Source organism: Pseudomonas sp. FP597, from assembly GCF_030687435.1.
GTDB classification, from domain to species: domain Bacteria; phylum Pseudomonadota; class Gammaproteobacteria; order Pseudomonadales; family Pseudomonadaceae; genus Aquipseudomonas; species Aquipseudomonas lactucae.
The window spans coordinates 3028969-3051294 of the sequence record NZ_CP117432.1 but is presented as its reverse complement, the minus strand read 5'-3'; the positions used below and the strand labels follow the sequence as shown (position 1 = coordinate 3051294).

Genomic DNA, 22326 nt, shown 5'->3' with positions numbered 1-22326 from the left:
CCCAGGTGGGAGGGGGCTTTGGTGTTTGCGCGATTTTGTAAGGATATACGTCCCGGGTGGATGATGGGTGCCACCTTACATTTCTTCACACACCACCTACACAGCTTCACAGCACCACGGCGCAGGTGACCTTAGGATGCGCCAGTCAATATTGGGATAAGAGCATGTCGAAGAACCTGTTTGCGCCGTTTTGCCTGCTGGCCCTCACCCTGGCGCTGAGCGCGTGCGGCCCGTCCGAGGACGAGGCGCCACAAACGCCCCTTGCCAAGGTGCGTATCGAAACCCTTGAAGCCAAGCCCCTGTCCATCACCAGCGAACTGAGCGGGCGCATTGCCGCGCCGCGTATCGCCGAAGTGCGCGCACGGGTGGCCGGCGTGGTGATGCAACGGGTGTTCAAGGAAGGCCACGACGTCAAACAGGGCGACGTGCTGTTTCGCATCGACCCGGCCCCGTTCAAGGCCGACCTCGACAGCGCCCAGGCCAATCTGAGCAAGGCCGAGGCCAATGCGTTCCAGGCGCGCCTGCAGGAGCAGCGCTACAGCCAGTTGGTGGAAGGCAACGCCATCAGCGCACAGGACTACGACAACGCCCGCGCCAACCTGCGCCAGACCAACGCTGAAGTCGCCGCCAACAAGGCCGCCGTCGAGCGCGCCCGGTTGAACCTGGGCTACGCCACCGTGACCGCACCGATTTCCGGACGCATCGGCCGGGCGCTGGTGACCGAAGGTGCCTTGGTCGGCCAGAACGAAGCCACACCCCTGGCGATCATCCAGCAACTGGACCCGATCCACGCCGACCTCACCCAGTCCACCCGCGAACTGAACGACCTGCGCCGCGCCTTTCGCGCCGGCAGTTTGAAGCAGGTCGGCCAGGACCAGGCCAAGGCCACCCTGATCCAGGACGACGGCAGCCTGTACCCGCTGCCGGGTAAGTTGCTGTTCGCCGAGATCAGCGTCGACCCCGGCACCGGGCAAATCATCGTGCGCAGCGAGTTCCCCAACCCGCACCTCGACCTGCTGCCCGGCAGTTTCGTGCGGGTGCGCCTGGAACAGGCCGTCGACAGGCAAGGCATCAGCGTGCCGCAACGCGCGATCACTCGTGACAGCGCCGGCATCCCCATGGTGCTGCTGCTGGATGCCGAGCAGACCGTCAGCCTGCAGCCGGTGGAATTGGGCGCCGTGATCAATGATCGCTGGGTGGTCAGCCACGGCCTCAAGGCCGGTGACCGCATCGTTGTCGAGGGCCTGCAACACGCACGTCCCGGTGAAAAAGTCGAGGTGGATGACCGCCCCGCCTCTGGCCAGCCCGTTAAGGAATAACCCGCCATGCCGCAGTTCTTTATTGACCGCCCGATCTTCGCCTGGGTGGTCGCCCTGTTTATCCTGCTGGCCGGCTTGCTGGCCATCCCGCAGTTGCCGGTGGCGCAGTACCCCAACGTCGCACCGCCGAAAGTGGAAATCTACGCGGTGTACCCGGGCGCTTCGGCGCAGACCCTGGACGAGAGCGTGGTGAGCCTGATCGAGCAAGAGCTTAACGGCGCCGATCACCTGCTGTATTTCGAATCCCAGAGCAGCCTCGGTTCGGCGACGATTACCGCCACCTTCCAGCCCGGCACCAACCCGGAAATGGCCCAGGTGGATGTGCAAAACCGCCTCAAGGCGGTAGAACCGCGCCTGCCCCAGGCGGTGACGCAGCAAGGCTTGCAGGTCGAGAAAGTCTCCGCCGGTTTCCTGTTGCTGGTGACCCTCACCTCCAACGACGGCAAGCTCGACGACGTGGCGCTCAGCGATTACCTGGCGCGCAACGTGATGAACGAACTCAAGCGCCTGGACGGCGTGGGCAAGGCGCAGTTGTACGGCGCCGAACGCGCCATGCGCATCTGGATCGATCCGCAGAAGCTGATCGGCTTCAACCTGACCCCGGCTGACGTCAACGCCGCGATCAGCGCGCAGAACGCCCAGGTCTCGGCGGGCAGCATCGGCGATTTGCCGGGCACCGCGACCCAGGAAATCACCGCGGCAATCCTGGTCAAGGGCCAGCTGTCGACCCCGGCCGAATTCGCCGACATCGTGCTCAAGGCCAACCCCGACGGTTCCACCGTGCGCATCGGCGACGTGGCGCGGGTGGAGATCGGCAGCCAGGAATACCAGTTCTCCACGCGCCTGAACGGCAAGCCGTCCACCGCCGTCAGTGTGCAACTGGCGCCAGGCGCCAACGCGCTGAACACCGCCACCCTGGTGCGGGCGAAAATGGACGAACTGTCGCGCTACTTTCCGGCCAATGTGGAATACAAGATCCCATACGACACCTCGCCGTTCGTCAAAGTCTCGATCACCAAGGTGGTGTACACCCTGCTTGAGGCCATGGCGCTGGTGTTCGCGGTGATGTTCCTGTTTTTGCAGAACGTGCGCTACACGTTGATCCCGACGCTGGTGGTGCCGATCGCGCTGATGGGTACCTTCGCCACCCTGCTGTTGGTGGGTTTCTCGATCAACGTGCTGACCATGTTCGGCATGGTGCTGGCCATCGGCATCCTGGTGGACGATGCGATTGTGGTGGTGGAGAACGTCGAACGCATCATGGTCACCGAGGGGCTGTCGCCCAAGGAGGCCACGCGCAAGGCCATGGGCCAGATCACCGGCGCCATCGTCGGGATCACCCTGGTGCTGGTCGCGGTGTTCCTGCCGATGGCATTCATGCCCGGTTCCGTGGGGGTAATCTACCAGCAGTTCTCGCTGTCGATGGCCACCTCGATCCTGTTCTCGGCATTCCTCGCCCTGACCTTGACCCCCGCGCTGTGCGCCACGCTGCTCAAGCCGATCGCCCAGGGCGAGCACCATGCCAAGGGCGGCTTCTTCGGCTGGTTCAATAAACGTTTCGAGCAACTCACCGACCGCTATGAAGGCTGGGTGGCCTACGCGCTCAAGCGCAGCGGCCGTTACCTGTTGATCTACCTGGTGCTGCTGGTGGGCCTGGGCTGGATGTTCACGCGCCTGCCCTCCTCATTCCTGCCGGTGGAAGACCAGGGCTACACCATCACCGACATCCAACTGCCGCCGGGCGCGAGCAAGAATCGCACAGTGCAGGTCGCCGAGCAGATCGAAGCGCACAACGCGGGCGAGCCTGGGGTGGGCGATACCACCATGATCATGGGCTTCAGTTTCTCAGGCTCCGGGCAGAACGCGGCGCTGGCGTTTACCACGCTCAAGGATTGGTCGGAACGCAGCAGCGACGACTCGGCCACGTCGATTGCCGACCGCGCCAACATGGCCTTCAGCGAGCTCAAGGACGCGATTGCCTACGCAGTGCTGCCACCGCCGGTGGATGGCCTGGGCACTTCCAGCGGGTTTGAGTTCCGTTTGCAGGACCGCGGCGGCGTCGGCCATGCCGCATTGATGGCGGCGCGTACCGAGTTGCTGGCGGCGGCCGAGAAGAGCCCGATCCTGACCAATGTGCGCGAAAGCGCCCTGGCCGAAGCTCCGCAAGTACAACTGGAGGTGGACCGCAAGCAAGCCAACGCCCTGGGCGTGTCGTTCGCGGATGTGGGTAATGTGCTGTCCTCGGCCATCGGTTCGGCCTATATCAACGACTTCCCCAACCAGGGCCGCATGCAGCGCGTGGTGGTGCAGGCCGAAGGCGACCAGCGCAGCCAGGTGGCGGACCTGATGAAGATCAACGTGCGCAACAAGGCCGGTAACATGGTGCCGCTGTCGGCTTTCGTCGAAGCCAAATGGACCCAGGGCCCTGCGCAGTTGACCCGTTACAACGGCTACCCGGCCATCGCCATCAGCGGTGAAGCCGCGCCGGGGCACAGTACCGGCGAGGCGATGAACGAGATCCAGCGCCTGGTCAGCCAGTTGCCGGCCGGTCTTGGCCAGGAATGGACGGGGTTGTCGTTGCAGGAACGCTTGTCCGGCGCTCAGGCTCCGTTGTTGCTCGGGCTGTCGTTGCTGATCGTGTTCCTGTGCCTGGCGGCGCTGTATGAAAGCTGGTCGATTCCGACCTCGGTGCTGCTGGTGGTGCCGCTGGGCGTACTCGGCGCGGTAGTGGCGGTGAGCCTGCGCGGCATGCCCAACGATGTGTTCTTCAAGGTGGGCTTGATCACCATCATCGGGCTGTCGGCGAAGAACGCGATTCTGATCATCGAATTCGCCAAGGACCTGTATGACCAGGGCGAAGACCTGATCAGCGCCACCTTGAAGGCGGCGCGCTTGCGCCTGCGGCCGATCATCATGACCTCGCTGGCGTTCATTCTCGGCGTGGTGCCGCTGGCGATCGCCACCGGCGCCAGTTCGGCGAGCCAGCAGGCGATCGGTACGGGCGTGATTGGCGGGATGATCACCGCGACATTGGCGGTGGTGTTTGTGCCGGTGTTTTTTGTGGTGGTGATGAAGTGGGTGCGTAAACGTAGCGACTCGCTCTAAGCTTCAAGCGACAAGTAAGAGCAGGTCTGCTTCTAACTTGCCGCTTGGTGCTTGAAGCTTGCAACGGCGCAACCTATGGTGCTCAGCACTTTTCTCAAATTGTGAGCGCCATGCCCTTCCTCGCCCGCACCCACCCTCGCCTCTCCGCCGCTGCCGTACTGGGCCTTGCCGTGGGCATCCTGGCGCCGGCCGATACGGTCGTGAGCAAAATACTGATCGGCTGGAACGCCGGGGTCTGGACCTACCTGGTGCTGATGCTGTGGTTGACCAGCCGCGCCAGGGCCGAAGACGTCAAGCGCATCGCCGAAGTCGAGGATGAAAATGCCGGGCTGGTGCTGTTTACGGTATCCATCGCCGCCATCGCCAGCCTGGCGACCATCACCTTCGAACTGGTGGGCAGCAAGGACCTGGCCGCCACCGAGCGCCTGCTGCACTACGGGTTCACCGGGCTGACGGTGATCGGTTCGTGGCTGCTGATCGGCGTGGTTTTCAGCGTGCATTACGCCCGCCTCTATTACACCTGGGAGGGCAAGGAGCCGGCGCTGCGTTTTGCCGAAGGGTTGCTCACGCCCAACTACTGGGACTTCCTGTATTTCTCCTTCACCATCGGTGTGGCGGTACAGACCTCGGATGTGGGCGTGGCCACCCGTGGCATGCGCAAGGTGGTGCTGGGGCAATCCTTGATCGGCTTTGTGTTCAATACCGCGATCCTCGGCTTCTCGATCAATATCGCCGCCGGGCTGTTTGGCTGAGGCTGCACAAACCTTCTAGACGTCCGGACGGCCCATGAGCCTTAATAGGCTCATGTTTTCCGTCTCGGTGTGTTATGGCCGCGCACAATTGGATCGACCTGTCCCAGGACGCCGACACCGGCATCGAGACCCTGCGCGCGCATTTCGAAGGCCACGCCTACGACCCCCATTGGCACGACAGCTACCTGATCGGCGTCACCGAACAAGGCGTGCAGCAATTCAATTGCCGCCGCGCCCGCCACCACAGCGTGCCCGGTCAGGTGTTCCTGGTGGAACCCGGCGAGCTGCATGATGGCGACGCACCCACGGCGGACGGCTTCACTTACCACATGCTCTACCTCGACCCGCAGTGGCTCGCGCGGGAAGTGAGCGCGGTATTCGAAGAGGCGCCGCTCAACAGCCAACTGAGTTTCGCCAGCACCTTGACCAGCGACCCGCGCCTGGCACTGGCCACCAGCCGGGCGTTCCAGACGCTGCACAGCGGCGAACTGCGCATCGTACGGCAACGGGCCATGGACCAATTGCTCGAACGCCTCACCGGCCAGCTCTATTGGCGTACCCGTTATCGCGAAGACCCGCGCCTGCCGTTGGTGGCGTACAAGGCCCGGGAATACCTGCATGCGCACCTGCATCATGACGTGGGCATGGATGAACTGGCGCTGGCCTGCGGCGTCGACCGCTTCCGCCTGAGCCGTGCATTCAAGAGCGCCTTCGGCCTGCCGCCCCACGCGTACCTGGTGCAACTGCGCCTGGCCCGCGCACGGCATTTACTGGCCAAGGGCGAGCAACCGGCCGATGTGGCGATTGCCCTGGGCTTCGCCGACCAGAGCCACCTGGGCCGCTGGTTCGTACGTGCCTATGGCCTGACACCGGCGGCATACCGCAAGCGCTGCTCAAATCTTCCAGACAGGTAGCGCGCAGGCTTGTGAAGATCGACTCCATCGTTTGGTTTATCGGAGTCCCCGCCATGCTGTCTACCTTGCTGCCCTTCATGTTGTTTGCCTTTGTCGCCTCCATCACCCCAGGCCCGACCAATATCCTGGTGATGAGCAACAGCGCCCGCTACGGTTTCAAGGCGGCGTTGCCGATCATTCTAGGAGCTTGCGCGGGGGCGGCGGGGATTGTGCTGCTGGTGGGTTCGGGCGTGGGCCAGTCGCTGGTACACCTGCCTGGCATACAGACTGCGATGCGTTGCGCAGGATTGGCCTGGTTGAGCTACCTGTCCTGGCAGATTTTCACCGCGGCGCCGCAAACCATAGAGCCACAATCGCAGCAAAAGCGACTCGGCCTGTTTGGCGGTGCAAGTTTGCAACTGATCAACCCCAAGACCTGGTTGATGGCATTCGCCGTGATCAGTGCGTTCGCGGGGGACGGCGCAGATCAGCAAAGCCATATATTGCACCTGTCACTGATATTTTTCCTGATTTCCCTGCCATGCCTCAGCGCTTGGGCATTGCTGGGTACAGGTTATGGCCGGGTAAAGCGATCTCCCCGAGCGATAGTCAACTTCAATCGATGCATGGGAACCTTGCTGTTGTGCTCGGCAGGGTTCAGCGCTTTCACCTGAGACAGCTCGATACACTTAGTATAAAAAGACATTAAAAGAGTGCTTTAAACGCCCAAACATAAAAGACAAACAAGATGCATGAGGTTTCTAAACGAGATGACTCGCCTGCACAGCGTCAATGCTGGCAGGTACCCTGCAGTCTCTTGGGTCAATCATGAATTGAGTACGCTGTACACTGTTAGTTCTGACAGTTTACAGCACGAGCGTACTGGCATCTTATAACTCAACCAGCGTATCCGGTACTTTCGCCTCATACCTCTATAATGGAGTCGCCATCATGTCAGCACAGCTCGCAATGTTAACGCCTCACCAAACACAGATTTTGTTTCCCAAACCGCGCAACGGGCAAGGAAGCTTTACAACGTCGGTAGACTCGCACGCCATTCCGATCCAGACAAAAGACATCGTCCACGATACCGAAAAGCGCATCTTCGGGATTACTGGTCGCAATGCAGATGCACTGAGTGACACCGTAAGAACAGTTTATATTCAGTTTCCGGACGACACCCCGGCAGGTACGGTTTTCCATCTGGAGGAAGGTGAGTTCACCGATATCAGAGTTTGGTTTACCGTAGATACTGCTCTTAACAAATACGCCGTACGCGTTATCACAGGCACTTTGTCCATTCAGGAAATCTCTACTCGCGGTATTCATATTGCAGGGGCTTGCAGTGGCCGCACAGAGAGAAACCCCTCGGGAAAATCCCATGAAATGGTCATAAACTTCGACCTGAAAACCTCATACAGCTGAAAAATAAAAAAAAGCCCGTATCCTGCGATACGGGCTTTTTAATCAAGCGTTAGTTACCATGTGTAGCGAACACCCACATTGGCCCCCCACGGCTGTTCAACCTTGCCGCCACTGCTGTGCTCAAGGTCGGCATGCAATTGCAGATTTTTCGACAACTTCACCGCCATACCCGCTCCGAACTCAGCGCGGGAGCCGGACAGGTCGTTGTTGAACACATTATTGTTCACAGAAACCTTATTGTTATTGGCAAACTCGTGCACCATTGCCGCTCGCAGGTAAGGCTGCACCACGCTCCCACTGTCGAGTTGGATGTCACGTCCTACGGTCGCACCGGCCTTGGCCGTGATCGAGCGCGTACGTTCGCCTTTGGCTTGCAAGCCGTTATCCAGGTTGTAATTGGCCCCCTGGATAACCACAGTGGACATTTGGGCGTAAGGCTCGACAAAAAAGCCGTCATCCAACTTGATATTACGACCGAACTCAGCCGACAAGCCGCCACCGGTGTTGCTGTACTTGCCCTTGGACGAAGTGCCATCACTCAGACCGACCTTGGACTCATTCTGGAACCGGTTGACCTTGGCCACGGCATCGAAATACAAGCCGCTTTCCTCGTCCAGCCAGGTTGCGTAGGCACCCAGGTAGTAGCTCTTCACATTGCCGGAAGTACCGCGCTTGAGGTTCAGGTCCGAGGTGCTGTGACCCGCCATCACGCCCACCAGCCACTGGCTGTCGGCCAACGGAGTGTCGGCACCCAAGGTAAAGCCCTGCTGGTTCTGGCTGTAGCCAATCCCGGTGCTGTCGGACACTTTGTATTTGTTGCCATAACCACGGATCCATACACCCGCCTGACCAGGCTCGAAACGCAGCTCACCCATACGCGTACGCAGTGAAGTCGCCTCGCCGTACCACACGGTCGGCGCGGTGTTGAACAGTGCCAGCACCGAACGGGTGCCTGGGCTGATCACGCGGTTATTCGGGTCAAGGAACCAGTCGGTGCCTTCCTTTTTCAGGCCATAGGAATAAGCGCCAACGTCCACCACATCGCCCAGCAGGGAGAACTGCGCATCACCGCCGCCAGTGTGCACGATGCGGATGTCTTCGGGGTTGACTGGCTCGGCACCGCTGGCAGCCAGCAACAGGCTGTGATTACCGTTGGCCTCACCTTCAATGTTCAGGAAGTCTGTAATACCACGAGCAAAATCGGTGCTCATCACAAACGTGCCGTTACCGTCGAGGCTATCCAGGTCGAGCTGATAAAACGCATCGGTATCACCGAACTTTACGGTCCCGCCTGCCAGGCTCAAGGCACCGACCTGACTGTCTGCGGTCAACTCCCAGAACGACTGATCGCCTATGTCCAGACGAGCTACATTCTGCAACTGGCCGGTCAGGCCTGCCTGGTTCTGCAGGTTCAAGTGCGCGGTGCTGCCATCCTCGACAATGACGTTGCCGTTCAAGCGGCTGTTGTCGATATTCATGTTCGCCGTAGCGCCGCCATTGACTTCCAGCAATGTGCCATTGCCACCGGTCAGGGTAGAGCCATTGCGTACATCGATATCAACCGTCGGGACTCGCCCCGGCCGCCCTTCGACAACAATTGCAGAGCCTGTGCGACCTTCCACCTGTGAGTTATCCAGGACCAGCTTGCCCATCTCGGCATTGTTCAACTGGTTGGTCACGACGACACCGTTCTTGCCGCCAATCAATGTACTTTGGCTGGCCGTCACCAGCCCACCGCTGTCCAGAAGAACACCGAAACTGTCCGCGCCAGTACCTTCCACCAGCGTGTTTTGTTTGAAATGCAATTCACTGTTGCGTTGAGCGGTGGCTCCTCCAACGGTACCTTTGATGACACTGTTGGATACTTCGGCAATCCCACCCTGAAGCGAGCCCAAGGTTTGAAAGGCTTGCAGTCCGACGTGAGTGTGACTGATCAACGTACTGTCGGTAATGGTCGCAGTACTGTCAGCCAGACGTACAGCCGCCCATGTCGGGCTCCTCGACTCTACACGAGCGCCCGTAAGACTGACGCTGGAACCCTGGGTAGCATGGATATCATTAACCCGGCTGCCGGCATTCACGATCAAGGCCGAATCATTGACCCTGATACTTTGCGCACGGGCCCCGTTGAGGGTCAGTTCGGATTTCAGATCGAGTTGCCAGTCATTGGAGGCTTCACTGGAATCGATGGTCTTGCTTTCGCCAATCAACTGACCTGCCTGGGCCGTTCCTTGAACGGCGGCAAACATAAGCAGGGTCATCGTTGGGACTTTCATCATCGCACTCAGGGGTTTGAGTTTGAAGTGGGTTAATCTGTGCATGATTGTTCACTCTCTGGAGTAGAGCCTTCGAAAACGGCATGGCTCGTTCCCGGGGAATGAAGCCTTGCCTGTGCGGCGCAGAGAGTACGGATTGAACATCCCAAGCACTGTAGGACTTATCTTATTGAGCAGACTGAATCGACAGCAGCGTGATGCAGAAATAAAAAGGGGAGCAACGCTCCCCTTATCATATCAATGTCTATGTGCTCGAACCTCAGGGAGTCGTCGGTACCGGTGTCCCGTCACAGAAGACATGAGTCGTCCCCATCGCAACACGTGTATTCGATTTTACACCGCGTCCGGTCACACCATTGTTCAACACAGTAAAGTAAGTAGCATCGCACTCGCCTAAAGGTGCTCTATCCAAATACCCCTTGTAATCGATTTGGAATGTGATGCCATCATCGATATCGTCCTGGGTAATAGTTGGATGAACAAGCAGCAATTGAAACGGTCCCCTTGGAAAAGGCGCGTATGTGTTTTCGAGCCACAGTTCCAGCGTCAGCGGCTCGCCCAGCGCCATCCTTGCATCTCCTGGTACATAAACCTCGCCATAGAGCACAGGTGGCGTCCCCGGTGTTCGGGTTTTCAACGAAGAACAGTCCCAACGATTGTTGGAGGGATTGCGGTCTACGTACTGAGCCATCGGTAACATCACCGATACCGCATCCTGTACGTCGACATCGGTATGTGGAGATTCATTTTCGTTGGTCGTGGCCGGGTCGATGACCAGATACTTGATGGTCTTCATGTCGTTACCGTGGCGGGCGACGACCTCCCAGCCAATGTTGAAAGAAAAAGTATCGCCGCCCGCTGTTGTACCAATAGAAAACGGCCCAACTCGCTCATCTTCCCAAAGCAGGATGATCGACAGCCCCGGATGGGGCGCCACTGCGACCGTCCACAACACGATGTCCACACGCACGGGCTGGTCGGCATGCTCGGGCAACAACACATCCGGCGTCGTCGAACCCGCGCCAAATACGTGGGCTTGATTCAGGTTGATATTAGGGTCGCCAGGTTCTCCTGGGTTAACCGGACCACCTACTGACAAATCGAGCTGAATGATTTTATCCTGGGACGTAAACAGCGAGTTATTTCGCGAAATTCGGTATCGCACAGGCACCGACTGCGGCCCGACCGTGGTCCGTGTATAAGAAGCCTTGATCTGCGCTTGCATGCCATTGAACGTTTGCGGGAACGTATCGAAAACCGGGCCCAGACCACTCCACGGCTGGGTGGTCCATTGCACTTCGAGCCGATCGAGCGTCGGGGCGTGATTGGTATAGGCGCAGACCCGAACTTCAGGGTCCAGCAGATAATCGGCGATATTGATCAAGTCGTCGGTACTTCCACCCTCCGGCGCGGGTGCCAGCGGCAAAAACAGCTCACCGGGTATGGGGTCGGCGATTAACCGGACTTCACGCTCCTCGATGAACGAGGGGCGGCTGACGTTACCTGCCCAGTCTGTGATGGTGTAAAACGCCCGGTAAGTCCCACTCAGGTCAATCATCGCGCGAGGCAGAAAAAAGTTATTACCGGTCTCAAGCATCGGAATACCGCCCGGGGGACTTACGATGTCCTGGGGGCGCGGAAACATCACAGGGCTCCAATAGAAAATAATGAAATCGCCAGCCTGCCATTTGCCAGGCGGCTGAACGAAGGTATTGTCCGGAATATCGAACTGTACTCCGCCATTCATCGTCAGATAGGTCTCGTCGATAACCACACCGTCAGGCAGATTGCTTGGAAAAATGGCGGCATCGGGCTGCTCACGAAAGCTGAGATCGCCATACGGCGGAACCAGGTCAACGGTGAACGCGCCAGGATCGGAAATGTCTTCCGGGTCAGGTACGCCTGGAGCACCGAGGAAGTCTCGAGATTGCAGGCTTCTGAGTTGATAGAAGCCGTGCCGAAATCCACCGGGCGGTGCCGTAATAGGAATATTAAATCTGTCAGGTATCGTAGTGGTGTTCAGTTGCGTCGGCCCGCCGACACTGACCCAGATAGGTGGGCTTGCCTGAAGGTCCTGTCTCTGGACTTCAAACCAGTCATCGAAATCCGTCAAGTCACCTGTTTTGCATTCAGCGGTGATTCCGACTGTCGCAAGATTGGCCGGAATCGTGCCGGTCGCATCGTCGAGGGCCTCGGCAATCGTGACGGCTGCCGGGTTAGCGGTGGTTTCAGAGGACGTTTTTGGATCGCTGCTCATTTGAAGATCTCCACTATTGATTGGTTAGGTTCCTTACACACATGGCGGTGTTCGTCAGGTTCATTTCGGCGGTCGAGCGTGACGACGTCCCGAATCCCGGCAACACCTTTCCCCGCCGACTGATTTTCGGCACAACCCGGGAGGTTGAAACTTGGATTTAAATCACTATGCGAAGGCCAATGTCGTCGCTCGCCTCAAGGCTCCGGTAGATTGCCGTCAGCCCAGCAATAAAGCGGTGGGTCTTCGGGGTTGGACGAAACGACACGGTCAAATCGCGCGAATCTGGAAAAAGAGCGGCCAATGATGGCGTCCTCTCGGGAAACCATGTAGCTCGCCTCCCCGCCTGCATACTCCTTGAGCGGGCGAATCAAGCGCTCGACATCAGTAATCGAAAAGGAATAGCCGTCGGTATCCGCGACGCCGTCCCAGACATGCGTCTGGGTTTCAACGATATCGGGAAGCGGATCCACATCGGGGGCCTTGCGGTATCCCTGAAACCGCATCGTGACAAGATCCCCATCCTGGATGACCGGAAACGACGAGGTGCCCTGATCGATGCGAATTTCAACGCCCTCCCAGAGGGGCGGTATGCAGGCACACGACATGTACTTGTTCGGGTTGTTGATCGGGTCCGATTCTGCCTGTGGAAACCTCGGTCTGAGGTACGTCGGGGACGGTATGGCAACGCTCAGTCCAGCTTGCGCCACCTCTGAAAACTGTGGGTTGAGGTTACCGGCGCGATCCCTCAGACGGTAGAAACAAAAGATAAACAACGCACCCGGGAAATTGCGAAAAACCGTATTGGGTACTTCAACGATCAGCGGACCGGTAGCGCCGGGTTGCGGAGGTGAAATGAAGGTGGGTGCTCCCGTCGGCAACGCATTCATGGCAGAAAAATACAGCAGTATGGCGTCACCCGCCTCACGGCCCCCGTAGCCACCCGGGATTTCCATCGGGACCAGGAGGGTGCTGTCCAAGTAATCATCCGTGATGGGATCGACAGGGAAAATTGCGGGAGCGAGCACCTCGCCAGCACCCGGCGCATCGCGATCGATCCGAATCGTCGTGACGTCGGATCGATCGAAGACTTCGTTGTCCGGCGTATCGAGGTGGATGCGATACGTCAGATCCACAATTGCACTGTTCAGCAAAAATGCCTGAGGGATCGACGTTGTATAGGGAAAGTGATCATCGGGGTCCAATGGACCCACCAGTTCCAGGAACGGCGTCACATCAACAGGCGCAGCGCTACGGTCACTCCATTCAAAAACGACCCAGTGGGTGTCGCCGTCGCCAGGTAAAAAAGTCCAAGGCGTAACAAGCTCAACCTCTAAATCATTAAAATAGTACTGCGCAGGCACCAGCCCGTCAGCAAGGGCATTCACAACACTAGGTCGCGCCGGCTTTGGGCTTCTGCTCGTCCCAGAAGCCGCAGCCCCGTCTGGCTGACCCTTTTTTGGTGTGCTCATGCTCGTCTCCCGCTATGGCAGTAGCTGTGCTTACTTGAAGCCGATTGAACACCTCCAATAATCACTCCGATACTGTCAAACCTGACAGGTAGCCGCGCCGTTCATCGGTTTTTGACATGGCCGACGCCTAACTCATTAAAGATTTTCTTGACGGAGCTCATCGACCAATGCTCTTCTGAAACCGGTTTCAAGCTGATTTCAATTCCAATAAAAAAGGCACCACCGTGACCTCATTTTCCGCCGCCCAGCGCAGCCGCGTGACCATGCTTGATGTCGCCCAACACGCCGGCGTGTCCAAGGCCAGCGTCTCGCGGTTCATCGGCGACGACCGCGCCCTGCTCTCCGATGCCATCGCCTTGCGCATCGAACAAGCCATCGAACAACTCGGCTACCGCCCCAACCAGATGGCCCGCGGCCTCAAACGCGGCCGTACGCGCCTGATCGGCATGCTGGTGGCCGACATCCGCAATCCCTATTCCATTGCCGTGATGCACGGCGTCGAAACCGCCTGCCGCCGGCACGGCTACAGCCTGGTGGTGTGCAACACCGACCGCGACGACGAGCAGGAGCGCCAGCATCTGGCGGCGCTGCGCTCGTACAACATCGAAGGGCTGATCGTAAACACCCTCGGCCATCACCTCGACCAACTGCTGGAACTGCAACGGGAAATGCCGCTGGTGCTGGTGGACCGCAAGGTCGAGCCGCTGCACAGCGATCTGGTCGGCCTGGATAACCCGGCAGCAGTGCGCATGGCGGTGGAGCACCTGGAGCAACAGGGTTATCGCGAGGTTTTGCTGGTGAGCGAAGCCGCCGATGGCACCAGTTCACGGGTGGAACGCCTGGAGAGTTTCAAAGCCGAGATCGTCCGGCACCCGGTGCTGACCGGCGCGGTGCTGGAGCTGGATGGCAACCTCGAAAGCGGCCTGCAGGCGTTTCTCGCCAAACCGGGTCCCAAAGCGGTGTTCTGCGCCAACGGCGTCGCCGCGCTGGCCTGCACCTACGCGCTCAAGGCGTTGGGCTGCACCCTGTTTGACGACGTAGGCCTGATCGCCCTGGATGACCTGGACTGGTACCCCCTGGTGAGCACCGGCATCACCGCCCTCGCCCAACCCACCGAGGCGCTTGGCGCCAGTGCTTTTGACTGTCTGCTCAAGCGTTTGCGCGGTGATACCGGGCCCACACGTACCCTGGATTTTCTGCCACAACTGATCATCCGAGGCTCCACCCGATCCGTTGTGGGAGCTGGCTTGCTGCAGTGAGGGGCGGTGCGACGATTCAACTTGTCCCCCGACAGGTTCACTGAAGATCCAGTGGGGCTGCTTCGCAGCCCAGCGCAGGGCAAGCCTGCTCACTACAACAAGCCAGCTTCCACAGTTTGTTTTACGTATAAAAATGAAACCGGTTTCAGAGGTAAATAACAATGCACAAATACCCCGTCTCCATCAGCCTTTCCAGCTACGGCGCCGACCTGGTTCGCCAGCAGGGCCAGTTGAGTTTTGTCGAGTTGCTCGCCAGCGCCGGTGCCCAGCGCATCGAATGGCGTGAAGAGTTACTGACCGTCGAACAGCCCGCCGAGCTGGCCCAGGCCGCCGCCGAGCAGGGCCTGGAATCGGTATTCTCGTCACCGCTGGAGCTGTGGGTCGCCGGCCGCGCCCAGCCGAATGCCGAACTCGGCGCAACCCTGGACCGCGCCCAAGCCTTCGGCGCACGTTGGCTCAAGGTCTCCCTCGGCTACTTCACCGACACCAATGACCTGCAAAGCCTGCACGCCCTGCTTAACCGCCACCCGGTCAAGCTGTTGGTGGAGAACGACCAGACCCTGCACGGCGGGCGCATCGAACCGATGCAACGCTTCTTCAGCGAGGTCGAGCGCCTGGGCCTGCCGGTAAAGATGACGTTCGACATCGGCAACTGGCAGTGGCAGGACCAATCCGCCCTCACCGCCGCACGCCTGTTGGGCCGGCATGTGGATTACCTGCACTGCAAGGCCGTGGCGCGCCGCGCGGACGGCAAGCTGGTGGCACTGCCGCCCGGCGCCACCGACCTGCATCTGTGGGAACAACTGCTCAAGCACATGACTCAAGGGATTACACGGGCGGTGGAATTTCCGCTGCAAGGCGACGACCTGATCGAAGTCACCGCGCAGCAGGTCGCCACCCTCGCCCGCCTTGGCCAACCCGTTGGGGAGAACGCCCATGTCTGAGATCGATATCCTCTCGTTTGGTGAAACCATGGCGATGTTCGTCGCCGAGCAGACCGGCGACCTGGCCCAGGTGACGCACTTTCATAAACGCATTGCCGGGGCCGACAGCAACGTCGCCATCGGCTTGTCGCGCCTGGGCTTCAAGGTGGCCTGGCTGAGCCGGGTGGGCAATGATTCCCTCGGGCGTTTTGTGGTCGATACGCTCAAACAGGAAGGGCTGGATTGCCGGCATGTGGCCGTCGATCCGCTGCACCCCACGGGTTTCCAGCTCAAGTCCCGTGAAGAAGGCGGTGCGGACCCGCAGGTGGAGTACTTTCGCAAAGGTTCCGCCGCCAGCCATTTGTCTGTCGCGGCCATCAGCCCTGCGCTGCTGCAAGCGCGCCATCTGCACGCCACCGGGATTGCGCCGGCATTGTCAGAGGCCACCCGGGCGCTGTCCCGCGAGCTGATGACACAGATGCGCAAGGCCGGGCGCAGTGTGTCGTTCGACCCCAATCTGCGCCCGTCGCTATGGGCCAGCGAGCAGCAGATGATCCGCGAGATCAACGCCCTCGCCGCGCTGGCCGACTGGGTCCTGCCGGGCCTGGGCGAAGGCCGTCTGCTGACCGGCTTCGATGACCCGGCCGACATCGCCGCGTTCTACCTCGACCAGGGCGCCGAAGCCGTGGCCATCAAGCTCGGCGCGGACGGCGCCTACTACCGCACCCACCTGGACCAGGGCTTCGTCGCCGCCGTGCGCGTGGACAACGTGGTGGACACCGTGGGCGCGGGCGATGGGTTTGCCGTGGGCATGATCAGCGCCCTGTTGGAAAACGCAAGCTTCCCCGAGGCGGTGCGGCGCGGCAACTGGATCGGCAGCCGCGCCGTGCAAAGCCGTGGCGACATGGAGGGCCTGCCGACCCGCGCCGAATTACCCGCTCGATCCGTTGCATAAACCCACTACCTGTTGCCACAACTACAACAAGCTCAGGAGCAACCTTATGGACACCGTGAAACTCGCCACCCGCCGTTGGTGGTACATCATGCCCATCGTCTTCATCACCTACAGCCTGGCCTACCTGGACCGCGCCAACTACGGCTTCGCCGCCGCTTCCGGAATGGCCGAAGACCTGATGATCACGCCGGGCATGTCCTCGCTGCTCGGCGCGCTGTTTTTCCTCGGCTACTTTTTCTTCCAGGTACCGGGGGCGATCTACGCGCAGAAACGTAGCGTCAAGAAGCTGATCTTCGTCAGCCTGATCCTCTGGGGCAGCCTCGCCACCCTGACCGGCGTGGTGTCCAACGCCTATATGCTGATCGCCATCCGCTTCATGCTCGGCGTGGTCGAAGCCGCGGTGATGCCGGCGATGCTGGTGTACCTGTGCCACTGGTTCACCCGCGCCGAACGTTCGCGCGCCAACACCTTCCTGATCCTCGGCAACCCGGTGACCATGCTCTGGATGTCGGTGGTCTCGGGTTATCTGGTGCAGCATTACAGCTGGCGCTGGATGTTTATCATCGAAGGCTTGCCGGCGGTGCTGTGGGCGTTTATCTGGTGGCGCCTGGCCGACGAGCGTCCCAAGGATGCCAAGTGGCTGAGCGACGGCGAAAAACACTCACTGGAAAGCGCCCTCGCCGCCGAGCAGGTGGGGATCAAGGCGGTGAAAAACTACGGCGAAGCGTTTCGCTCGCCCAAGGTGATCATCCTGGCGCTGCAGTTCTTCTGCTGGAGCATCGGCGTGTACGGCTTTGTGCTGTGGCTGCCATCGATCCTCAAGGCCGGTTTGAAGATGGACATGGTCGAAGCCGGCTGGCTCTCGGCGCTGCCCTACCTTGCGGCGGTCATCGCCATGCTGGTGGTGAGTTGGGGGTCGGACAAGCTGCAAAAGCGTAAACGCTTTGTGTGGCCGCCGCTGCTGATCGCCTCGATAGCCTTCTATGCGTCCTACCTGCTCGGCGCCGAACACTTCTGGTGGTCCTACACCCTGTTGGTAATTGCCGGGGCATGCATGTATGCGCCGTACGGTCCGTTCTTTGCGATCGTGCCGGAAATCCTGCCGGCCAACGTCGCCGGTGGCGCCATGGCGCTGATCAACAGCATGGGCGCGCTCGGCTCGTTCGGCGGCTCGTACCTGGTGGGTTACCTCAATAGCAGCACCGGTTCGCCCGGCGCGTCGTACCTGCTGATGAGCGGCGCGTTGATGCTGTCGGTGGTGCTGACGATTTTCCTCAAGCCCGGCGCCAGCGACCGCTCGCCGGTGCCCACTCTGGCGTTGAAGGTAAAGACCTCATGAAAAAATCCGTCGTGTTGTACAAGAAACTCTCCGCGCCACTGATGGCTCGCCTGCATGAACACGCCGAGGTCACGCTGATCGACGCGCTGGATGACGCCGGCCTGGCCAAGCTGCGCGACGCCCTGCCCGGCGCCCATGGCCTGCTGGGCGCCAGCCTGCGCCTGGATGCCCGGTTGCTCGACCTGGCGCCCCACCTTGAAGCGGTAGCCAGCGTATCGGTGGGCGTCGACAACTACGACATCGATTACCTGACCGAGCGCCGCATCCTGCTCAGCAACACGCCCGATGTGCTCACCGAAACCACCGCCGACACCGGTTTTGCGCTGATCCTGGCCGCCGCCCGGCGTGTGGTCGAGCTGGCCGACATGGTGCGCGCCGGCCAATGGCACAAGAACATCGGCCCGGCGCACTTCGGCAGCGACGTGCACGGCAAGACCCTGGGCATCATCGGCATGGGCCGCATCGGTGAAGCCCTGGCCCAGCGCGGGCACTTCGGTTTCGGCATGCCGGTGATCTACCACAGCCATTCGCCCAAGCCTCGGGTCGAAGAGCGCTTTGGCGCGCAGTACCGCAACCTGCAAGACTTGCTCAAGGAGGCCGATTTCGTCTGCCTGACCCTGCCGCTCACGGCTGAAACCGAAAAGCTGATTGGCGCTGAAGAATTCGCGCTGATGGGCCCCGAAACGATCTTTATCAATATCTCGCGGGGCAAGGTGGTGGATGAAGCGGCACTGGTCGAGGCGCTGCGCCAGCGCACGATTCGCGCGGCGGGTTTGGATGTGTTCGAGCGCGAACCGTTGAATCACGACTCGCCGTTGTTACGGTTGAACAATGTGGTGGCGACGCCGCATATCGGTTCGGCGACGCATGAGACACGGGAGGCGATGGCCCGGTGTGCGGTGGATAATCTGCTGGCGGCGTTGGCGGGGCAAAAGCCGAAAAACCTCGTGAATCCAGGGGCCTGGAAGCAATAACCCCTGACACACCCCAAAACCCATGTGGGAGGGGCGGTGCGACGATTCGACTTGCCTCCTCCCACAGTTGGATTGCTTGCAAAGTGGATCAGATTACAAACTTGGCCACCATCGCATTCAAATCCACCGCCAAACGCGACAGCTCATGGCTGGCCGAACTGGTCTGGTTGGCACCCGCCGCCGACTGGGTGGCCAGGTCACGAATGTTGACCAGGTTGCGGTCCACTTCGCGGGACACCTGGGCCTGTTCCTCCGAAGCGCTGGCGATCACCAGGTTGCGCTCGTTGATCAGGCTGATCGACTGCGTGATCTGTTCCAGCGCCACACCCGCGGCACGCGCCATTTCCAGGGTGTTATGGGTGCGTTGGTTGCTCTGTTGCATGGATTGCACAGCCTCGCCGGTGCCGTTCTGAATGCCGGCGACCATTTTCTCGATCTCCTGGGTCGACTGGGCGGTACGGTGAGCCAGGGCGCGCACCTCGTCCGCCACCACCGCAAAACCGCGCCCGGCCTCACCGGCACGGGCGGCTTCGATGGCCGCGTTGAGCGCCAGCAGGTTGGTCTGCTCGGCGATCGCGCGGATCACGTCAAGCACCTTGCCGATGTCACGCCCTTGTGTGGCCAGGCCTTCGATCATCGCGGCGGTGTTCTGCACGTCCTGAGTCATGGTCTGGATCGCGCCGACAGTCTCCATCACCCGGTCACGCCCTTCGCGCGCCGCCTGGTTGGATTGTCCGGACGCCTCGGAGGTGGACACTGCGTTACGCGCCACTTCTTCCACCGCCGCCGTCATTTCGTTAACCGCCGTGGCGGCCTGGTCGATTTCATTGTTCTGTTGCTGCAAGCCTTTGGAGGCTTCTTCGGTGACCGCGCTCAGCTCTTCGGCGGCGGAGGCCAGCTGCGTGGCCGAACCGGCAATGTGCCGGATGGTCTGGCGCAGGTTGGCTTGCATCGCGGCCAGGGCACCGATCAAGCGCGCGGGTTCATCCTTGCCATCGTCTTCAATGACTTTGCTGAGGTTGCCACCGGCGATGGTTTCGGCCACTGCCACCGCTTTGCGCAACGGCGTGACGATGCTGCGCGTCAGCAACCAGGCCAGCAGTACGGTGAGCAACGCGGCGGCCACCGATACGATGATCACGCCGGTGATCGCGCTCTCGTAACCATGGCCAGCTTCGGCGTCCGACGACTTGGCGTCGGCCGCGTTGATGGCGATCAGCTTGTTCAACTGCTCGCCCATCTGATCGGTGCCTTCCTTGATGCGGCTGTTGATCAGCGCACGCATCTCATCGACCTTGCCTTGCCTGGACAGGGCGAGCATATCGGCCTGAGCCTTCAAGTAATTCTCCAGAGTGACGCCGAAGACCTTGAACAGCGCCGCTTCCTCCTGCCCGGCAGGCAGCTTGGCGTAAGCCGCCTGGGCGGTCTTCACCTTGTCGGTCAGCACACCAATGCGGGTTTCAGCCTCCTGCAGCCCGGCCGGTTCGCGGTTGACCAATACGCGAAACGACAGGATGCGCATGCGCAGCACGTTCTCCATCATCGTGCCCAGGTGCGTCACGCTGGGCAGTTGGTTGGCGCTCATCGCCACCGATGCCTCGCGAATCAGCGTCATGCGGTTGACCGCAAACACGCCCAGTACAACGACTAACAACGCAATAAATGCGAAGCCGAGAGAAGCGCGAGGGGCAATATTGAGATGGCGAAGTGACATAAGAGAGCTCTCAGAAGTAATGTTGCGTGCATCCTTGCCGCGAAACGGCCAATCGGTGTCAACGCACCGCTCAGACCTTGGTCACCACTGTTGTAATTGATCGGTGGGCCTATAAGAGCTATCGGCGGGGTCATGGGTTTTATGCAGGCTATTCATAAATATTTTTTTACACTTTTGACGATAGACGGTTTCTGGCATCCTGCGGCTCCATTTTCCGACCCGAGCCCTTACTTTGTCTGACGCTCAAGCCCCCCCGCCCGCGCTATAAATCCGACCTGATCTACGGCCTTGAAGACCGCCCGCACTTCAGCGCGGCGATGTTTGCCGCGTTACAGCACGTGCTGGCCAGTTTTGTCGGGATCATCACCCCCACGTTGATCGTCGGTGGCGTGCTCGGCCTGGAAAGCGAAGTGCCGTACCTGGTGAGCATGGCGCTGTTCGTGTCGGGGCTCGGCACCTTTGTGCAAGCGCGCACCTTCGGCCCGATCGGCTCAGGGTTGCTGTGCCTGCAAGGCACCAGTTTTTCGTTTATCAGCGTGATCCTCAGCGCGGGCTTCATGGTCAAGGCCCGGGGCGGTGGCACCGATGAGATCCTCTCGACGATATTCGGCGTGTGCTTTTTCGCGGCGTTTATCGAAGTGGTGCTCAGCCAGTTCATCGGCAAGCTGCGCAAACTGATCACCCCGGTAGTGACCGGCACCATCATCACCCTGATGGGCTTGTCGTTGATCAAAGTAGCGGTCACCGACATGGCCGGCGGCTTCGGCGCCAGCGACCTCGGCGCGGCCGGCAATATGGGCCTGGCAGGGCTGGTGCTGCTCACCATTGTGGTACTCAACCGCTTCAACAACGCGTTCCTGCGCCTGGGTTCGATCGTGATCGGCCTGACCCTGGGCTTTGTGGTGGCCTGGTGGCTGGGCCGCGTGGACATGACGGCATTGCCCCAGGTGCCGTTGATCAGTGTGCCGGTGCCGTTCAAGTACGGTTTCTCGTTCGACTGGGTGGCGTTTATCCCGGTGGCGGTGATCTTCCTGATTTCGCCGTTGGAAGCGGCCGGTGATCTGACCGCCAACTCGATGATTTCCCAACAGCCGGTCAAGGGCCCGCTGTACATCAAGCGCATCAAGTCCGGGCTGCTGGCCGACGGTCTCAACTCGGCGATGGCGGCCACCTTCAACAGCCTGCCGATGGTGACCTTCGCCCAGAACAACGGCGTGATCCAACTGACCGGCGTGGCCAGCCGTTATGTGGCGTACTTTATTGCCGGGCTCTTGGTGCTGCTGGGCCTGTTCCCGATGATCGGCGCAGTGTTGCAACTGATGCCCAAGCCGGTGCTGGGCGGCGCAACCCTGATCATGTTCGGCACGGTGGCCGTGGCCGGCATCAAGATCCTCGCCGAAGCCGGGCTGCATCGGCGCAATGTGCTGATCGTGGCGATTTCCCTCGGCATGGGCCTGGGCGTGGCCGCCGTGCCCGAGGTGTTGCGCGACTTGCCCAAGGCGCTGCGCAACATCTTCGAGTCGCCGATCACCGTGGGTGCGTTCTGTGCAATCGTGCTGAACATTTTCCTGCCGGAAGCGTTCATAGAGCTGCAAGAAGATGAATTCGATCCGGAATCTTCTACCCTCAAAGTCATGCAGGACCCGGACGTCACCCAATAGGAGCA

At 60.3% G+C, this 22326-nt stretch carries 15 protein-coding genes and 1 pseudogene; 12 read left to right on the top strand and 4 right to left on the bottom strand.

All coding sequences use genetic code 11. The features are described from left to right. Window positions 1-164 precede the first annotated feature (164 nt). The 6 genes from PSH66_RS14200 to PSH66_RS14175 all read left to right on the top strand — a co-directional run bounded on the left by PSH66_RS14200 (window position 165) and on the right by PSH66_RS14175 (window position 7494). Window positions 165-1319: an efflux RND transporter periplasmic adaptor subunit gene (locus PSH66_RS14200; RefSeq protein WP_305429434.1), complete on the top strand. Its 1155-nt coding sequence runs from the start codon at window positions 165-167 to the stop codon at window positions 1317-1319. A 6-nt stretch (window positions 1320-1325) separates the two neighbouring features. Continuing rightward, complete coding sequence (locus PSH66_RS14195; protein WP_305429433.1) at window positions 1326-4424, top strand: efflux RND transporter permease subunit; 3099 nt, start codon at window positions 1326-1328, stop codon at window positions 4422-4424. A 110-nt stretch (window positions 4425-4534) separates the two neighbouring features. Then, window positions 4535-5176, top strand: coding sequence for a DUF1345 domain-containing protein (locus tag PSH66_RS14190; RefSeq protein WP_141063874.1), 642 nt, complete (start codon window positions 4535-4537; stop codon window positions 5174-5176). A 74-nt stretch (window positions 5177-5250) separates the two neighbouring features. After that, window positions 5251-6090, top strand: a complete 840-nt coding sequence (locus tag PSH66_RS14185) for an AraC family transcriptional regulator (RefSeq protein WP_305429432.1) — start codon at window positions 5251-5253, stop codon at window positions 6088-6090. 53 nt (window positions 6091-6143) lie between these two features. After that, the gene (locus PSH66_RS14180) at window positions 6144-6743 is read left to right on the top strand and encodes a LysE family translocator (RefSeq protein ID WP_305429431.1); all 600 of its coding nucleotides are present in this window, start codon (window positions 6144-6146) and stop codon (window positions 6741-6743) included. Between the two features lie 277 nt (window positions 6744-7020). Continuing rightward, on the top strand, window positions 7021-7494 hold the full coding sequence (locus PSH66_RS14175) for a hypothetical protein (protein WP_305429429.1): 474 nt from the start codon (window positions 7021-7023) through the stop codon (window positions 7492-7494). A gap of 53 nt (window positions 7495-7547) precedes the next feature. Here PSH66_RS14175 and PSH66_RS14170 read toward each other — a convergent pair whose 3' ends face one another. From PSH66_RS14170 to PSH66_RS14160, 3 genes are all read right to left on the bottom strand, one after another. Continuing rightward, the gene (locus tag PSH66_RS14170; protein ID WP_305429428.1) at window positions 7548-9815 is read right to left on the bottom strand and encodes an autotransporter outer membrane beta-barrel domain-containing protein; all 2268 of its coding nucleotides are present in this window, start codon (window positions 9813-9815) and stop codon (window positions 7548-7550) included. A 214-nt stretch (window positions 9816-10029) separates the two neighbouring features. Continuing rightward, the gene (locus PSH66_RS14165; RefSeq protein ID WP_305429426.1) at window positions 10030-12027 is read right to left on the bottom strand and encodes a hypothetical protein; all 1998 of its coding nucleotides are present in this window, start codon (window positions 12025-12027) and stop codon (window positions 10030-10032) included. Window positions 12028-12221: 194 nt separating this feature from the next. Then, window positions 12222-13496, bottom strand: coding sequence for a hypothetical protein (locus tag PSH66_RS14160; RefSeq protein ID WP_305429425.1), 1275 nt, complete (start codon window positions 13494-13496; stop codon window positions 12222-12224). A 224-nt stretch (window positions 13497-13720) separates the two neighbouring features. Between PSH66_RS14160 and PSH66_RS14155 the strand changes: the two genes are divergently transcribed. From PSH66_RS14155 to PSH66_RS14135, 5 genes are all read left to right on the top strand, one after another. Beyond that, window positions 13721-14755: a LacI family DNA-binding transcriptional regulator gene (locus PSH66_RS14155; RefSeq protein ID WP_305429423.1), complete on the top strand. Its 1035-nt coding sequence runs from the start codon at window positions 13721-13723 to the stop codon at window positions 14753-14755. 161 nt (window positions 14756-14916) lie between these two features. Further along, window positions 14917-15699 carry a sugar phosphate isomerase/epimerase gene (locus tag PSH66_RS14150; RefSeq protein ID WP_003173647.1) on the top strand — a complete coding sequence of 261 codons (783 nt, stop codon included), beginning with the start codon at window positions 14917-14919 and terminating at the stop codon, window positions 15697-15699. Next, window positions 15692-16633, top strand: a complete 942-nt coding sequence (locus tag PSH66_RS14145) for a sugar kinase (RefSeq protein WP_141063880.1) — start codon at window positions 15692-15694, stop codon at window positions 16631-16633. The genes PSH66_RS14150 and PSH66_RS14145 overlap by 8 nt, the downstream gene beginning before the upstream one ends. A gap of 46 nt (window positions 16634-16679) precedes the next feature. After that, complete coding sequence (locus PSH66_RS14140) at window positions 16680-17972, top strand: MFS transporter (protein WP_305429422.1); 1293 nt, start codon at window positions 16680-16682, stop codon at window positions 17970-17972. Beyond that, on the top strand, window positions 17969-18946 hold the full coding sequence (locus PSH66_RS14135; RefSeq protein ID WP_078824430.1) for an NAD(P)-dependent oxidoreductase: 978 nt from the start codon (window positions 17969-17971) through the stop codon (window positions 18944-18946). The genes PSH66_RS14140 and PSH66_RS14135 overlap by 4 nt, the downstream gene beginning before the upstream one ends. An 88-nt stretch (window positions 18947-19034) precedes the next feature. Here the strand turns inward: PSH66_RS14135 and PSH66_RS14130 are convergent, their stop codons facing one another. Continuing rightward, window positions 19035-20660, bottom strand: coding sequence for a methyl-accepting chemotaxis protein (locus tag PSH66_RS14130; RefSeq protein ID WP_042944600.1), 1626 nt, complete (start codon window positions 20658-20660; stop codon window positions 19035-19037). Window positions 20661-20892: 232 nt separating this feature from the next. On the opposite strand from PSH66_RS14130, the pseudogene PSH66_RS14125 reads away from it, so the two are divergent. Then, window positions 20893-22321 (top strand): annotated as a pseudogene (locus PSH66_RS14125) (nucleobase:cation symporter-2 family protein). Window positions 22322-22326: the final 5 nt, after the last annotated feature.

What these genes read in the sequence shown, in the direction of transcription:
- PSH66_RS14180 (WP_305429431.1), top strand. Translation starts at nt 6,144, where the DNA reads ATGCTGTCTACCTTGCTGCCCTTCATGTTGTTTGCCTTTGTCGCCTCC.
- PSH66_RS14170 (WP_305429428.1), bottom strand. Translation starts at nt 9,815, where the DNA reads ATGCACAGATTAACCCACTTCAAACTCAAACCCCTGAGTGCGATGATG.
- PSH66_RS14200 (WP_305429434.1), top strand. Translation starts at nt 165, where the DNA reads ATGTCGAAGAACCTGTTTGCGCCGTTTTGCCTGCTGGCCCTCACCCTG.
- PSH66_RS14160 (WP_305429425.1), bottom strand. Translation starts at nt 13,496, where the DNA reads ATGAGCACACCAAAAAAGGGTCAGCCAGACGGGGCTGCGGCTTCTGGG.
- PSH66_RS14130 (WP_042944600.1), bottom strand. Translation starts at nt 20,660, where the DNA reads ATGTCACTTCGCCATCTCAATATTGCCCCTCGCGCTTCTCTCGGCTTC.
- PSH66_RS14190 (WP_141063874.1), top strand. Translation starts at nt 4,535, where the DNA reads ATGCCCTTCCTCGCCCGCACCCACCCTCGCCTCTCCGCCGCTGCCGTA.
- PSH66_RS14195 (WP_305429433.1), top strand. Translation starts at nt 1,326, where the DNA reads ATGCCGCAGTTCTTTATTGACCGCCCGATCTTCGCCTGGGTGGTCGCC.
- PSH66_RS14175 (WP_305429429.1), top strand. Translation starts at nt 7,021, where the DNA reads ATGTCAGCACAGCTCGCAATGTTAACGCCTCACCAAACACAGATTTTG.
- PSH66_RS14135 (WP_078824430.1), top strand. Translation starts at nt 17,969, where the DNA reads ATGAAAAAATCCGTCGTGTTGTACAAGAAACTCTCCGCGCCACTGATG.
- PSH66_RS14140 (WP_305429422.1), top strand. Translation starts at nt 16,680, where the DNA reads ATGGACACCGTGAAACTCGCCACCCGCCGTTGGTGGTACATCATGCCC.
- PSH66_RS14150 (WP_003173647.1), top strand. Translation starts at nt 14,917, where the DNA reads ATGCACAAATACCCCGTCTCCATCAGCCTTTCCAGCTACGGCGCCGAC.
- PSH66_RS14145 (WP_141063880.1), top strand. Translation starts at nt 15,692, where the DNA reads ATGTCTGAGATCGATATCCTCTCGTTTGGTGAAACCATGGCGATGTTC.
- PSH66_RS14185 (WP_305429432.1), top strand. Translation starts at nt 5,251, where the DNA reads ATGGCCGCGCACAATTGGATCGACCTGTCCCAGGACGCCGACACCGGC.
- PSH66_RS14165 (WP_305429426.1), bottom strand. Translation starts at nt 12,027, where the DNA reads ATGAGCAGCGATCCAAAAACGTCCTCTGAAACCACCGCTAACCCGGCA.